Genomic DNA, 13,638 nt, shown 5'->3' on the forward strand with positions numbered 1-13,638 from the left:
AAGGCCGTTGCCGGACACAGCCACGACCTGCGATTGGAGCGCGGAACCGAAAAAACAGGCCGGTTGCGGAACGTTCGCGGCGTCAAGCCGTTTTACCGGATATCAATTTCAATCGGAGCAGAAAAATGAGTGGTATTATTTATCTCGTCGGTCTGATCGTGGTCGTCATGTTCATCCTGTCCGTTCTGGGTCTGGCGTAACCATGAGTGACATTGATCACAAACCCGTAACCACCGCCGCTGCAAAGCCGGGCGTCTCCTACATCGAGTGGGGCGCGATATTCGCCGGCGCCGTGGTTGCCGGCGCGCTGACAGTGGTGTTGACGCAGTTCGGCGCCGGCATCGGCATCGCAACCGCGGAGCCGACCCTTGAAGACGGTCTCACATGGGGCATCTTCCTGGTGGGCCTGTGGCTGGTTCTCATCCCCTTCGCCAGCGCCAGCGCCGGCGGCTATGTCGCAGGCCGGATGCGCTCGCATTTCGGCGATGGCACGGAAGACGAGAGCGAATTCCGCGACGGCATTCACGGTATCGTCGTCTGGGCGCTCGCCACCGTGGCGATGGGCCTTGCGGCTGGATTTTCGGCAGCGGTTTCGTCCGCCATGGCCCCTGCCGCAGCGGATCCGGAAGTGAGCGCCGAAATGATGCAGCTTATGCAGTCCGCCTCCACGATCACCGCCTTCGCGGCCGGCGCCGGCGCTGTTCTCGGTGCGGCAGGCGCATGGTTTGCGGCCATTGCCGGCGGCAACCACCGCGACGAAGGCATTGCGATCTCGGCCTTCCGCGGTCCGTTCTTCCGCCGCACGCAGCCGTAAGCATGGAAGCTGAAGCTACAAGAAAGGGCCCGCAGAGGGCCCTTTTTCCTACCCTCCTGCGGCGCGCCCGCGGGATTTTGTCGTTTTGCGCCGGTTCAGGCGCTGGCGAACAGACAGCGCGATGCAACAGAATCCTTAGATGCATAGCGGTCGCCGCCCTCATCCTGCTCTCGCCGGCGTCTCCCTCTCTCGCCCAATTGACGGAAGAGCCCACGCAGCAAGAGAGCGCGCGGACTGTGCCGGACGATGCCGATGCCGCTGCGGACACCGCGATCCGGAACCGCCTTGAGGGCATTTTTAGCCAGATCGAAGGACTGTCGACGGTCGATGTTTCTGTGCGCTACGGCGTCGTCACGCTCGGCGGCGAAGTCCAGGAGGCGCAGCTTGCAAGCCGCGCCCGGGAGCTTGCCGGCAGCCTTGACGGCGTCGTCGCCGTCAATGGCCGGATCATGGTCGAAACCTCGCTCGGCGAACGGCTGGAGCCGGTCTATGACAGGCTTGAAGACCGGGCCGCCCAAGCGCTGAGCTACCTGCCCCTGCTGCTGGTGGCCTTCATCGTCTGCGTCGTCGTCATCGTTTTCGGCCTCTATCTCGCCTCGCGAAGCTGGCCGTGGTCGCGGATCGCGCCAAACGCCTTCATCGCCGATCTTTTGCGCCAGGTGGTCCGGATCGTGTTCTTCGTGATCGGCGGCGTACTGGCGCTCGACATTCTGGGCGCAACCGCCCTGCTCGGCACACTTCTGGGCGCTGCCGGGATCGTGGGTCTCGCCGTCGGTTTTGCTGTGCGCGATACCGTCGAGAACTATATCGCCAGTATTCTGCTCTCGATCCGCCAGCCATTCCGGCCGAAGGACCTTGTGAAAATCGACGCGTTCGAGGGCTTCGTAATCAGCCTGACCTCGCGCGCCACCATCCTGATGGAAGTCGACGGCAATCATATCCGCATTCCCAACGCCACCGTCTTCAAGAGCGCGATCACCAATTACACCGTCAATCCGCAGCGCCGCTTCACCTTTGAACTTGGCGTCAGCGCCGACAGCGATCTCGACATGGCCCTGAAGATCGGGCTTGAAACCATCGCAGCGCAGGACTTCATCCTCGATGACCCCGAAGCCGATGCCTGGATCGAGGCGCTCGGCGATTCCAATGTGGTTCTCTATTTCGTCGGCTGGATCGACCAGTCCAGCACAAACTGGGCGAAGGCGCGATCCGAGGCGATGCGGTTGGTGAAACGGGCGCTTGAATCCAACGGCTTCTCTCTGCCGGAACCGATCTATCGCCTGCGCTTCGATGATGACGACCTCAAATCGGCGCTCAGCGGCTTCTCCGGCACGGAGGAAAGGCCGGTGGAACCCGCTCCCAAGAAGGGCCGAGAGGAAACGGCTGTTCCGCAAAACACCAACATCGACCCCAGCCTGCAGCGCCGCATGGAACGGGAGCGCCAGTCTCGCGGCCGGGGCGACCTCCTGAGCGAGAATGCACCGACCGAGTTTGAAAGCGAGTGAAGCGTCGGGGGAACGATGCGCCCGTGCCCCTCTGCTCCGTTCATCGACCCTTTCGATTGAGGGCAGAGCCCCCTCGCCTCACGCATCCTCGATATTGATCTCCCGCCAGATCGCCTCGGCGAAGGAATAGGCGGCGAACATGATGACGCCGGCGCCCATGGCGGCAAGAAGGATGGCGCCGAAGGGAAGCCCCTGAATGAACTCCATCGCCTCCTTGATGCCGGGCGTGCCGGAGGAATCGTCGGCCGTGAGACCGCGGAAGACCAGCATGACCGACAGAATCGCGAACACCGCACCGCGCGCCATCAAACCGGCGATCGAAATCGGATGCACATAAGCCATCACCTCTTCCGACGCCTTCAGATGATCGGCGTATTTGCGCTTGAACGCCTTCACCCAATGGGCGATCGCAACGCCGGCGAAGATCGCCGCAAGTCCGAGCGAGACGGGCCGCGAGCCGATGAAGCCGACAATATATTGAGCCGGCGACTGTCCCCCGCCCTCGCCGCCGGGGCCCGAAAACGCGATCAGCGATAACGCGTAGAATGCGAGCACGGTATAGGTGAAGGCGCTGGCCAGAAGCCCGGCGCGAACGGCAAGCCCTGTCGGTTTGGTGCCATGCTCATCAGGATCCATGACCGACTGGAACAACCGCCACACCGCGTAGCTCACCAAGCCGATGATCAACACCGCGATCAGCACCGCCCCGAAGGGCTGGCCGAGCAGCGTCTCCAGCGCGCCCTTGGTATCCTTGTTCTCGCTGGAGCCGATCGCCGCCAGAATGGCAAAGAAGCCGATGATCGTGTAGACTACGCCCCGGGCAAAATAGCCCGTGCGGGCCAGCGGTTTCAGCCATCTCGCGCCCTGCACCATTGAACGTTCCCCAATCCTGTTTTGCGTGAATAGACAGTGAGCCAACGTGCGGCCCGTGGCTTTGTTCCTCGCGCGCGGCACCGGCCCCAGGCCCCATCAGACCAAAGTGGCAAAGAGCCGAAACGCCGCTGCGCCTTGACCCCAACTCGTTTTCGGCGCTACATTTTTGCCTAAGAAGCGGTCAGGCGTATTTTTTGTGCAACAAAAGACGCGCCCAACGCGTTAGGGAGGGTGCTTCACCTTCGGTGAAGTCTGATAGTTTCTTTTCAAAACGAAACGCCGACCCGGCGATCCGGGCCGCGTATGATGGATTTTGCCAACGACACCGGGACAGGGGCCGCCCTGGTCAATCGCATTTTTGCCCCGCAGGAGTTCGGTCCCGGCACGCCGCCGGTTGAAAATGAGGGAGGACTGACATGTCGACTTTGAGCAAACTGACCGCCGCGCTGGCGCTTTCCGCCAGTACCGCCACCATGGCGCAGGCGGATACGATCCGCTTCTGGACCACCGAGGAACAGCCGGAACGCCTCGCCAAGCAGCAGGAAATCGCCGATCAGTTCAAGGAAGCGACCGGAAACGAGGTTCAGGTCATTCCGGTGACCGAGACCGATCTTGGCACCCGCGCCACCGCCGCCTTTGCCGCCGGCGATCTTCCCGATGTGATCTACCACACCGTGCAATATGTTCTGCCCTGGGCCGAAGCCGGCATTCTGGACGTCGAAATCAACGATGAGATCGTCAACGATCTTGGCATCGACACCTTCGCGCCAGGCGCGATCGAAATGGCGCAGTTCGAGGGCATGACCGCCGCCGTGCCGGTCGACGGCTGGACGCAGATGATCATCTACCGCAAGGACCTGTTCGACGAGAACGGCCTTGCCGCGCCGGATTCCTACGAAAATATCGCAACGGCGATCGAGGCGCTGCACAATCCGCCGGACATGTATGGCTTCGTCGCCGCCACCAAGATCGACGAGAACTTCATGAGCCAGGTTCTGGAACATGTCTTCCTCGCAAACGGGGTGACGCCGGTCGATGAAAACGGCTTCAAGCCTCTGGATGAGGCGAAGACGATCGAGGTTCTGGAATTCTACAAGACGTTGGCCGATGCATCGCCCGCCGGCGAACTCTACTGGGACCAGTCGCGCTCGCTCTATTTCGACGGCAAGGCGGCGATGATCATCTGGTCGCCCTTCATTCTCGATGAGCTCGCCGGCCTGCGCGACAGCGCGCCGCCGACCATCAATGACGACCCGACCTCCACCGAACTGGCGCAGAAGACCGACGTCGTCACCACCTTCTCCGGCCCCTCCAATCCGGATGGCGCGGCCTGGGCCGATATCCGCTATCTCGGCGTGACCGCGGACGCCAATATCGATGTCGCCGCCGACTTCATCAAGTTCTCCATGGATGAGGGCTACATGAACACGCTGTCGATGGCGCCGGAGGGCAAGTTCCCGGTTCGTCGCGGCACGGCGGACGCGCCCACGGAATTCGTCGAGGAATGGGCGACGCTGCCGGTCGGCGTCGACCGCAAGGCCCCGCTTGCCGATCTCTACCCGGAAGCGACGGTGGACAAGATCGTGACCGGTCTTGAAACAGCCAATCGCTGGGGCGTGAAGGAAGGCCAGCTCGCGCTCGCCTCCAAGATGATCAACAGCCAGATCATCAATCAGGTCGTGCGCCAGTATATCGACGGCGAGATCGACGGGCAGCAGGCCGTCGAAAGGCTCAACACGGAGCTCGGCGCAATCAACTAATTGCCCTTTCGGGAAAACCGCCGGGCGGGTCTTCTGAACCGCCCGGCCGATCCTGCAGCGCGTCCCCGCCGGGGGCGCGAACAGTCTCCAGGCCGGAAACGATCGCATGACAGACACAACCGAAACGACGCCGAAGGGGCCGCCGAAGACGATAGGCCGCATGGCCAGGCGCGAGATGCGCTTTGCCTATTCCATGCTGGCGCCGACCTTCCTGATCGTGCTCGCGGTCGTGCTGATGCCGCTGATCGCCAATTTCTGGATCTCGTTCAAGCCGGTCCAGCTCTCCGACCTGCGCCCGCCGCAGCTCAACATCAACGAACGCATTCGCGGCGATATCGAAAACGCGGGCGACGCGGTCGAGCTCGAATACCGGTTGCGCAACACCTCTCAGGATGCCTCGATCTATGAGGCTGGCTTCGTCGACATCGTGCCCGACGGTCTGAAGGTGACCGGCGTTGACGAGCGCTGCGTGGTCGAGGGCCGGCAGGTGAGCTGCACGCTCGGCGATCTGCCGCCGAAATTCCGCGACAATATCCGCCTTCAGGTGATCGCCGACACGGCCTATCTTCAAACGCCCGTCAGCCCGCGCGACAGCGACCCTGCAGCCTTCGGCAGCGCGGAAAACATCCTGACCAATTTCGAGTTCACGCTCGACAATTTCCAGCGCATCTTCTCCTCGCAGGATTTTTGGAAAGTGCTGCGCGTCACCTTCTATTACACCGTGTTCGGCACCGCGAGCGCGCTGGTGCTGGGCCTGTTCGCCGCACAACTCCTGAACCAGAGCTTTCGCGGGCGCACCGTGCTGCGCGGCCTGTTCCTGTTTCCCTATGTCGCTCCCGTCATCGCCGTCGCCTTCACCTGGGTGATCCTGCTCGATCCCTATTCGGGCACGCTCAACGCGCTTCTGGTGCGCTCCGGCATGATCGGCGCGCCGGTGGATTTCTTCGGCCAACGCGATATACCGATCTCGGTTTTTGGCTTCACCTTCAATTTCCCGGTAGCGCTGACGACGGTGATCGCCTTTGAAGCATGGCGCTATTTCCCGCTGTCCTTCCTGTTCATCCTGGCGCGAATGCAGGCGCTTTCCACCGACGTCTACGAGGCGGCGGAAATCGACGGCGCGACGCCGCTCCAGCAGTTCTGGTACATCTCGCTGCCGCAGCTCGTCGGCATTCTGGCGGTGCTGTTCCTGCTGCGCTTCATCTGGACCTTCAACAAGTTCGACGACATCTTCCTTCTGACCGGGGGCGCAGCCGGCACCCGCACGCTGACGGTCGATGTCTATGAGCAGGCCTTTGCCGTCTCCAATCTCGGCGCGGGTGCTGCGGTCGCGGTCGTGGTGTTCGTCGTGCTTCTGGCGTTCGCGCTGCTGTTCTTCAAATTCTCACCGCAGGACGAGGGATGATGCGTATCGGAACCGGTTTCATCGCGGCCATCCTTCTCGGCGCCTTCTGGGGCGCGGTCTGGATGGTCGTCATCGGGCTGATCTACACGCTGTTTGCCGGCGAGGCGAGCGCGCCGCAGGTGTGGGTAGCCTCGCTCGCCGGCGCGGTGGCCGCGGCGATCTACATAGTGTCGCCGGTGAAGACCCGCGACCGGCCGAAGGCGCGCGGCACGCGGCTTAAGGCCGTCATGGCCATCGCCATCTTCGCCGTGCTGATGATCGTGACCTTCGGCGAGCCCTTCGGCCTGTCGCTGCTTTACTCCACGCTCTATCAGTTGATCGCGCTTGTCGCCTTCATCGCCGCCTTGTGCTGGTCGATCGTGGCGGCGCTTCATGATCAGCCGGCCGGCAATATCGGCCGCTATCACCTCGAAGTCGTGTTCCTGCGGTTCATGAAGGGTCTCGGGCTGACGCTGTTCACCATCGTCGTGGCGCTGCCCTTCTATGTGATGGTGATGACGAGCTTCAAGAGCCAGCAATCGCTGGTCTCCAATCCGCTCGACCTGTCGATCGATCTGTCGCAGGGGCTTTCCGGCCTGTTCAGCTCCTATATCGAGCTGTTCACCACCTATCACTTCGGCACGTTCCTGATGAATTCGGCGATCGTCTCGGTCGCCACCGTGGTGATCACGCTGGTCTTTGCCGTGCCGGGCGCCTATGCCGTGGCGCGGCTCAGGTTTCCCGGACAGAACTTCCTGTCGCGATCGATCCTGCTGATCTACATGGTGCCGGCGATCGTGCTGGTGATCCCGCTCTATTCCGCGTTTTCCCAGATCGGCCTCAGAAACTCGTTGTTCGGGCTGATGATCGTCTATCCCGCCACCACCATTCCGGTCGCGCTCTACATGCTGCAGGGCTATTTCCGCGGCCTGCCATCCGAGCTTGAGGAAGCCGGACTGATGGATGGGCTGAAGCGCCCGGGCGTGATCCTCAAGATCACCCTGCCGCTCGCATTGCCGGCGCTCGCCTCGGTCGCGCTCTACGTGTTCATGATCGCCTGGAACGAATTCCTGTTCGCCTTCATGTTCCTCGACGACATCAACATGTTCACGCTCTCGCGCGGCGTCGTCTCGCTCAATTCGTCCGAGGTCCCGCGCCAGCATCTGATGGCGGGCGCGGTGATCGCCACCGTGCCGGTGCTGGTCGTGTTCCTGTGGTTCGAACGCTTCCTGGTGGCGGGGCTGACGGCCGGCAGCGTGAAAGGATGAGCATGCATACCTCGCTGAAACAACAGGCCATCGACATCCTGCGCATGAACGATCGCGGCGGCTACACCGTGCCCACTGCGCGGCTCTACCCCTATCAGTGGGAATGGGATTCCGTGTTCGCGGCCCTAGGCTTCGCGACCTTCGACCGCGACCGGGCCTGGACCGAGATCGAGACGCTGTTTTCCGGCCAGTGGGCCGATGGCATGGTGCCGCATATCATCTTCCACAAGACCGATCCGGACTATTTTCCCGGCCCGGAAATGTGGAAATCCAACACCGTGCCGCCCTCCTCCGGCCATTCCCAGCCGCCGGTCGCCGCAAGCGCGATGCTGACGATGATGAAGACCGGCGGCGCGATGGACCGGGCGCGGGCCAAGGCACTGTTCGAAGAGCTTTTTCGGTGGCATCGCTGGTTCCACACATACCGAGACCCGGATGAGACAGGCGTGGTCGGCATCATCCACCCTTGGGAATCCGGCCGCGACAACTGCCCGGACTGGGATATCGGCATGGCGCAAGTGGCCGTGCCGGAGGATCTCGGCGACCTGCCGCGCCGCGACATCACCCATGTCGACCCGTCCGAACGCCCGACGGCGGAGCAATATAACCGCTACCTCGCCATCGTGAAATTCGGCCATGAATGCCGATGGGATCATCTGGAAATCGCCCGCAACGGCCCGTTCTTCATGGTCGACCCCTGCGTTCAATTCGCGCTGATGCGCGGCGACCGCGACCTTGCCGAACTTGCCGGCGAATTCGGCGAGCCCGGCATCCGCGATGAATGCGAGGCCTGGCTGAAACGATCGAAGGAGGGTTGCGGCAGTTTCTGGAGCGAGGAGGTCGGCGGCTTCGTTGCGAAGGACCTGCGCTCCGGCGGGCTCTCGACCGCCTTCACCAATGCTTCCGCCATGGCGCTCTACGCCGATGCCGGCACGACCGACCAGCAGGCGCGCTCCATCGCCGAAATCGCCGCCATTCTCGACAACTGCACCTATGGTTTCCCGAGCTGGGACCCGCGCGACGAGCGGTTCGAAAGCCGGCGCTACTGGCGAGGGCCGATCTGGTCCGTGGTCAATTACATGATAGGCCTCGGCCTTGCCGAAAAGGGCGAGACGGCGCTTGCCGAACGGCTTCGGGCCGACACACGCAGGACCGTGGAGAAATCCGGCTTCTACGAATATTTCGACCCGCTTTCCGGCGAGGGTCTGGGCGGCAAGCTGTTTACCTGGACGGCGGCCATTCACCTCGCCTGGGCCATGGGCGACGACATGCTGCAGGCGGAAGGAGACTGATATGGGCGCGATCAAGCTCGAAAACGTGGAAAAATGGTTCGGCGACCTGCAGGTCATCAAGGGCATCGACCTCGAGATTGCCGATGGCGAGTTCGTCATCTTCGTCGGCCCCTCGGGTTGCGGAAAATCGACGCTGCTCCGGATGATTTCCGGCCTCGAGGAGACCAGCCGCGGGCGCATCCTGCTCGACGGCGACGACGTCACCGACAGGCTGCCGTCGGAGCGCGGGCTTTCCATGGTGTTCCAGTCCTACGCGCTCTATCCGCACATGAATGTGCGCGACAATATGGGCTTTTCGCTGAAGACCGCCGGTAGCCCGAAATCGGAAATCGAGGAGAAGGTCAGCCGCGCCGCCGAAATACTGAAGCTTGACGATTATCTCGACCGCCGTCCCAAGGCGTTGTCCGGCGGCCAGCGCCAGCGCGTCGCGATCGGCCGCGCGATCGTGCGCGAGCCGAAGGGTTTTCTCTTTGACGAGCCACTCTCCAATCTCGACGCCGCGCTGCGCGTCGAAATGCGCTTCGAGATCGCCCGCCTGCACGAGACGCTTGGCACCACGATGATCTATGTGACCCACGACCAGGTCGAGGCGATGACGCTTGCCGACAGGATCGTGGTGCTGAAGGACGGCAGGATCATGCAGATCGGGACGCCGCGCGAACTCTACGAAAAACCCGACAATCTGTTCGTTGCGCAATTCATCGGCTCGCCGAAGATGAACATCCTGCCGTGTACCGGCGGCGACGGGAAATATGCCATCGAAGGCCATGGCGGCGGCGCGCTGCCGGATGGCACAGCCGATGCGCCGACGTCGCTCGGCATCCGTCCCGAACATATCGAAGTCGTGGCCCCCGGCGAGGGGCAGGTCACCGGCAAAGTCGAGATCGACGAATATCTCGGCTCCGACACCTTCCTCTATGTCGATTGCGGCACCGCCGGCCGCCTGATCGTGCGCGTGGCGGAGATCGAGGCCGGCATGCGCGGAAAGGAGGTCGGGTTGAAATTCCGGCCGGAAAAATTACACTTTTTCGATGAATCGGGGGCCTCGATCTGACCCGGACGCATCGCCGGCCCCGCGCGCAATTGAAAAAGCCAGGGAGGCGTCATGACCGTCAAACGGATCGTTGCCAACATCGCCACACAGTCGATAGTGGAGCGCCGCCGCTTCTATGAAGAACTGCTGGGGCTGAAGGCGGTGATGGATCACGGCTGGATCGTCACCCTGGCATCCGACGAACGTGCGATGGTCCAGATCGCCTTCGCGAGCGAAGGCGGTTCCGGCACGCCGGTGCCCGATCTTTCCATCGAGGTCGATGATCTTGACGAGACCCTCGCCCGGGCGGAGGCGATGGGCCTTGCCCTCGCCTATGGTCCCGCCGACGAACCCTGGGGCGTGCGTCGTTTCTTCGTGCGCGATCCCGATGGCCTGCTGCTCAACATCCTCGTCCACGCCGACGCTGCGTGAGCGTCAGGAAGACGGACACACAAACGGCGTCTTGCGGCCGCCGTCATAGGGCACCCCATAACCGCCGGTCAGCAGCAATGTTGTGAGATCGCCCTTCTCAGGCACGCCGACATCGGCGACTACGCGGCCGAAATACTTGTCGCCCGCGATCTCGCGTAATTCCACCCGGTCGCCCTCATGCAGCAGCGAGATCACATAGTCTTTCGCAAGATTGGCCGCTTCCTTCTCGGCCCCGCAGGACGAGCGGAGCTCCGGCGTATCGACGCCGCGCACCCGAACAAGCGTCTCGATGATCTGCCCCGGCCAGGGGCGCGCCTCGACTGCGATCGTATCGCCATCGACAACGCGCACCACCTCGGCGCTCACCGGCCCGGCGAATATCTCGACGGCGCCGGCGAAAGGCGGCAGCGACAGGAAAACGGCGCAGAACAGCGCGCATGTGAAGAAGGAGCGATTCATGACAAAGGAATTTATTCCTTTGTTTCCGCCGCATCAATAGGAATTTTTACCCATAGTTAAAAATCGATTGCGCGACCCTTGATCTCCCAGTCGCCGAACCGGGCCGGATCAAGTCCGCCGCGGCCGCCGTGTTCGGTTGCCGGCTTGCCAGCCGCGTTTGCAGCATTGCGGCGGCGTTCCTCGGCCTCGGCCAAGGCCCGTTTCGCGGCCTCGGGCAGATCGCGGTGCTGCGCATCGGGCGCGTCGGCGGGCTTTTCCGGCGTCGACGTCAGCGCCGCCAGATCGGCTGCCGATGGCAGACCGGCGATATCGTTTTCGTTGCTGTTGCCGTCGTTTCCGTCTTTCATGCCACGTCTCTCGTCAATCAAACCCTGCGTCGCCGCAATATTGATATATGGCCAACCATGCCCCAATTATAGGGCAAGCTTCAAACAATCTGAAGAGTTCCTCTTTGTCGCTTCAGGAGACCTGGACATGAATTTCGTTCGCACCGCCATGCTGCTCGCCGCGATGACGGCGCTGTTCATGGGCATCGGCTATATGCTCGGCGGCCAGAGCGGCATGGTGATCGCCTTCCTCGTGGCCGCCGCCATGAACGTTTTCTCCTACTGGAATTCCGACCGCATGGTGCTGAAAATGTATGGCGCGCAGGAGGTCGACGAGCGCACGGCGCCGGAATATTACGGCATGGTGCGCGAGCTTGCCGGCCGCGCCGGCCTGCCCATGCCCAAGGTCTATCTCTACGACAGCCCGCAGCCGAACGCCTTTGCCACCGGGCGAAACCCGCAAAACGCGGCCGTCGCCGCCTCGACCGGCATCGTGAAAATGCTCTCGCGCGAGGAGCTGGCGGGCGTGATGGCCCATGAGCTCGCCCACGTCCAGCACCGCGACACGCTGACCATGACGATCACCGCGACCCTTGCCGGCGCGATCTCGATGCTCGCCAATTTCGCCTTCTTCTTCGGGCGCGGGCGCGACAATCCGCTCGGCATTGTCGGCGTTCTGCTGATGATGATCGTCGCCCCGATGGCGGCGGCGTTGGTGCAGATGGCGATCAGCCGCACCCGCGAATATTCGGCCGACAGGCGCGGCGGCGAGATCTGCGGCAATCCGATGGCGCTTGCCTCCGCGCTGCAGAAAATCCATCACGGGGCGCAGGCGATCCACAATGAACGCGCCGAGCGCAACCCGGCGACGGCCCACATGTTCATCATCAATCCGCTGTCGGGCCAGAACATGGACAATCTGTTTTCGACCCACCCCAACACCGAAAACCGGATCGCGGCACTGCGCGATCAGGCCGCAAGCATGGGGCAGACCTCGACGCAGAGCTACCGGCCTGCTACAGCGACCCGCAGATCGCAGTCGGTTCCCAACACCGGCAACGGCAATGAACCGCCCTTCAAAGGTCCCTGGTCTTGAATGATGACATGAAGCGGACGGCCCCGAAAAAGGACCGTCCGACCGATAAGCCCGGCTACGCCGCCCGCGCCGCCGCCTCCAAAATCCTCGCAGCCGTGGCCGACCGCAAGACGCCGCTCGACGGCATGATCGACACCGAGCACGGCAATGCCGCCTATCGCGCGCTCGGCCCCGCCGACCGGGCGCTCACTCGTGCGTTGGTGCTGACCACGCTCCGCCACAAGCCGATGATCGACCAGGCGATTGCCTCGCTGCTCGACCGTCCGCTGCCGGGCGGCGCGCGGGCGCTGTCGCATGTTCTGGCAATCGCCGCCGCGCAGATCCTCTATCTCGACGTGCCCGATCACTCCGCCGTCGATATCGCCGTGGAACAGGCCAATGCCGATCCGCGCAACAAGCGGTTTGCCGGTCTCGTCAACGCCGTGCTGCGCGGCATGACGCGCCGCAAGGCGAAAATCCTTGCAGAACTCGAAACCGTGAGCCCGATTCCCGACTGGTTCGCGGAGCGGCTGACTGCCGTCTATGGCGCGGATAAGGCCGCAGCCATCGGTCGCGCCCAGCTTCAGCCGCCGACGATCGATATTTCCGTCAAGTCCGATCCGGAAGGCTGGGCCGCAAGGCTAGGCGGCACGGTGCTGTCCACCGGCACAATCCGCCTCGATGCGCCCTCCGGCGCGGTCTCCGGCATGGACGGCTTTGCCGAGGGGGAATGGTGGGTGCAGGATGCCGCCGCCGCGATCCCCGCAACGCTGTTCGGCGACCTCACGGACCAGCGCGTTATTGATCTGTGCGCCGCTCCCGGCGGCAAGACCGCGCAACTGATCATGCAGGGCGGTCGGGTGACCGCGCTGGAGCGCTCCAAAAGCAGGCTCCGGCGGCTGGAGCAGAACCTTTCCCGCTTGCAGCTTTCCGCCGAAACGATCGCCGCCGACATGATGGAATACCAGCCGGAAACGCTCTTCGACGCCGCCCTTCTGGACGCCCCCTGCTCTTCCACCGGCACTGCGCGCCGGCATCCGGACGTGTTCTGGACCAAGGATTTCTCCGACATCGAGAAGCTGGCGGAGGTGCAATATGCCATGGCGCGGCGCGCGCTCGATCTGGTGCGCCCCGGCGGCATGGTGATCTTCTCCAACTGTTCGCTCGATCCGCTGGAGGGCGAGGCCGTCGTCGAGCGGCTTCTGGCCGATGGCGCGCCTGCCGAGCGCGCGGCCTTCCCGGCCGGAAAACCGGACGCACTTGCGCCGTTCTTCGACGCCCACGGCGCGATCCGGACCACGCCGGCGGCCATGCTTGACGGCAAGACCGGCCTCGATGGCTTCTACGCTGTCGCGCTTCGGCGGACAGACGGGTAAGCAGAAACCGACAAAGCACAACCTGTTAAGCAAGTGTTCAG

Annotated in this window: 13 protein-coding genes; 10 read left to right on the forward strand and 3 right to left on the reverse strand. The window is 63.1% G+C overall.

Annotated features, from left to right (window positions below; genetic code table 11):
• Window positions 1-202: 202 nt before the first annotated feature.
• Together V6766_RS05115 and V6766_RS05120 are read left to right on the forward strand one after the other, a co-directional pair.
• Window positions 203-814, forward strand: coding sequence for a hypothetical protein (locus tag V6766_RS05115; protein WP_448464255.1), 612 nt, complete (start codon window positions 203-205; stop codon window positions 812-814).
• Window positions 815-1,050: 236 nt separating this feature from the next.
• A complete protein-coding gene (locus tag V6766_RS05120; RefSeq protein ID WP_448464258.1) occupies window positions 1,051-2,319 on the forward strand; it encodes a mechanosensitive ion channel domain-containing protein in 1,269 nt (422 codons plus the stop codon).
• A 78-nt stretch (window positions 2,320-2,397) separates the two neighbouring features.
• On the opposite strand, the gene V6766_RS05125 is transcribed toward V6766_RS05120, so the two are convergent.
• The gene (locus V6766_RS05125; protein ID WP_448464260.1) at window positions 2,398-3,192 is read right to left on the reverse strand and encodes a DUF1206 domain-containing protein; all 795 of its coding nucleotides are present in this window, start codon (window positions 3,190-3,192) and stop codon (window positions 2,398-2,400) included.
• Window positions 3,193-3,608: 416 nt separating this feature from the next.
• Here V6766_RS05125 and V6766_RS05130 point away from each other — a divergent pair, with 416 nt between their 5' ends.
• From V6766_RS05130 to V6766_RS05155, 6 genes are all read left to right on the forward strand, one after another.
• Window positions 3,609-4,952 (forward strand): ABC transporter substrate-binding protein, encoded by a 1,344-nt coding sequence (locus tag V6766_RS05130; protein WP_448464262.1) that lies wholly within the window; start codon window positions 3,609-3,611, stop codon window positions 4,950-4,952.
• 106 nt (window positions 4,953-5,058) lie between these two features.
• The gene (locus V6766_RS05135; protein ID WP_448464264.1) at window positions 5,059-6,357 is read left to right on the forward strand and encodes a carbohydrate ABC transporter permease; all 1,299 of its coding nucleotides are present in this window, start codon (window positions 5,059-5,061) and stop codon (window positions 6,355-6,357) included.
• Window positions 6,354-7,604: a carbohydrate ABC transporter permease gene (locus V6766_RS05140; protein WP_448464266.1), complete on the forward strand. Its 1,251-nt coding sequence runs from the start codon at window positions 6,354-6,356 to the stop codon at window positions 7,602-7,604. The genes V6766_RS05135 and V6766_RS05140 overlap by 4 nt, the downstream gene beginning before the upstream one ends.
• Complete coding sequence (locus tag V6766_RS05145; protein WP_448464268.1) at window positions 7,601-8,896, forward strand: MGH1-like glycoside hydrolase domain-containing protein; 1,296 nt, start codon at window positions 7,601-7,603, stop codon at window positions 8,894-8,896. Before V6766_RS05140 ends, V6766_RS05145 begins: the two co-directional genes overlap by 4 nt.
• A gap of 1 nt (window position 8,897) precedes the next feature.
• Window positions 8,898-9,950: an ABC transporter ATP-binding protein gene (locus tag V6766_RS05150; RefSeq protein ID WP_448464271.1), complete on the forward strand. Its 1,053-nt coding sequence runs from the start codon at window positions 8,898-8,900 to the stop codon at window positions 9,948-9,950.
• 51 nt (window positions 9,951-10,001) lie between these two features.
• Complete coding sequence (locus tag V6766_RS05155) at window positions 10,002-10,361, forward strand: VOC family protein (RefSeq protein WP_448464273.1); 360 nt, start codon at window positions 10,002-10,004, stop codon at window positions 10,359-10,361.
• Window positions 10,362-10,364: 3 nt separating this feature from the next.
• Here the strand turns inward: V6766_RS05155 and V6766_RS05160 are convergent, their stop codons facing one another.
• Window positions 10,365-10,820, reverse strand: coding sequence for a thermonuclease family protein (locus V6766_RS05160; RefSeq protein WP_448464275.1), 456 nt, complete (start codon window positions 10,818-10,820; stop codon window positions 10,365-10,367).
• Window positions 10,821-10,876: 56 nt separating this feature from the next.
• Complete coding sequence (locus V6766_RS05165) at window positions 10,877-11,092, reverse strand: DUF1674 domain-containing protein (RefSeq protein ID WP_448464599.1); 216 nt, start codon at window positions 11,090-11,092, stop codon at window positions 10,877-10,879.
• A 202-nt stretch (window positions 11,093-11,294) separates the two neighbouring features.
• Here V6766_RS05165 and htpX point away from each other — a divergent pair, with 202 nt between their 5' ends.
• Entirely contained in the window at window positions 11,295-12,242 is a 948-nt protein-coding gene (gene htpX / locus V6766_RS05170) for a zinc metalloprotease HtpX (protein ID WP_448464277.1), read from the forward strand.
• Window positions 12,233-13,597: an RsmB/NOP family class I SAM-dependent RNA methyltransferase gene (locus V6766_RS05175; RefSeq protein ID WP_448464601.1), complete on the forward strand. Its 1,365-nt coding sequence runs from the start codon at window positions 12,233-12,235 to the stop codon at window positions 13,595-13,597. Before htpX ends, V6766_RS05175 begins: the two co-directional genes overlap by 10 nt.
• The last annotated feature ends 41 nt before the right edge of the window (window positions 13,598-13,638 follow it).

This window comes from Martelella sp. AMO21009, assembly GCF_053484295.1.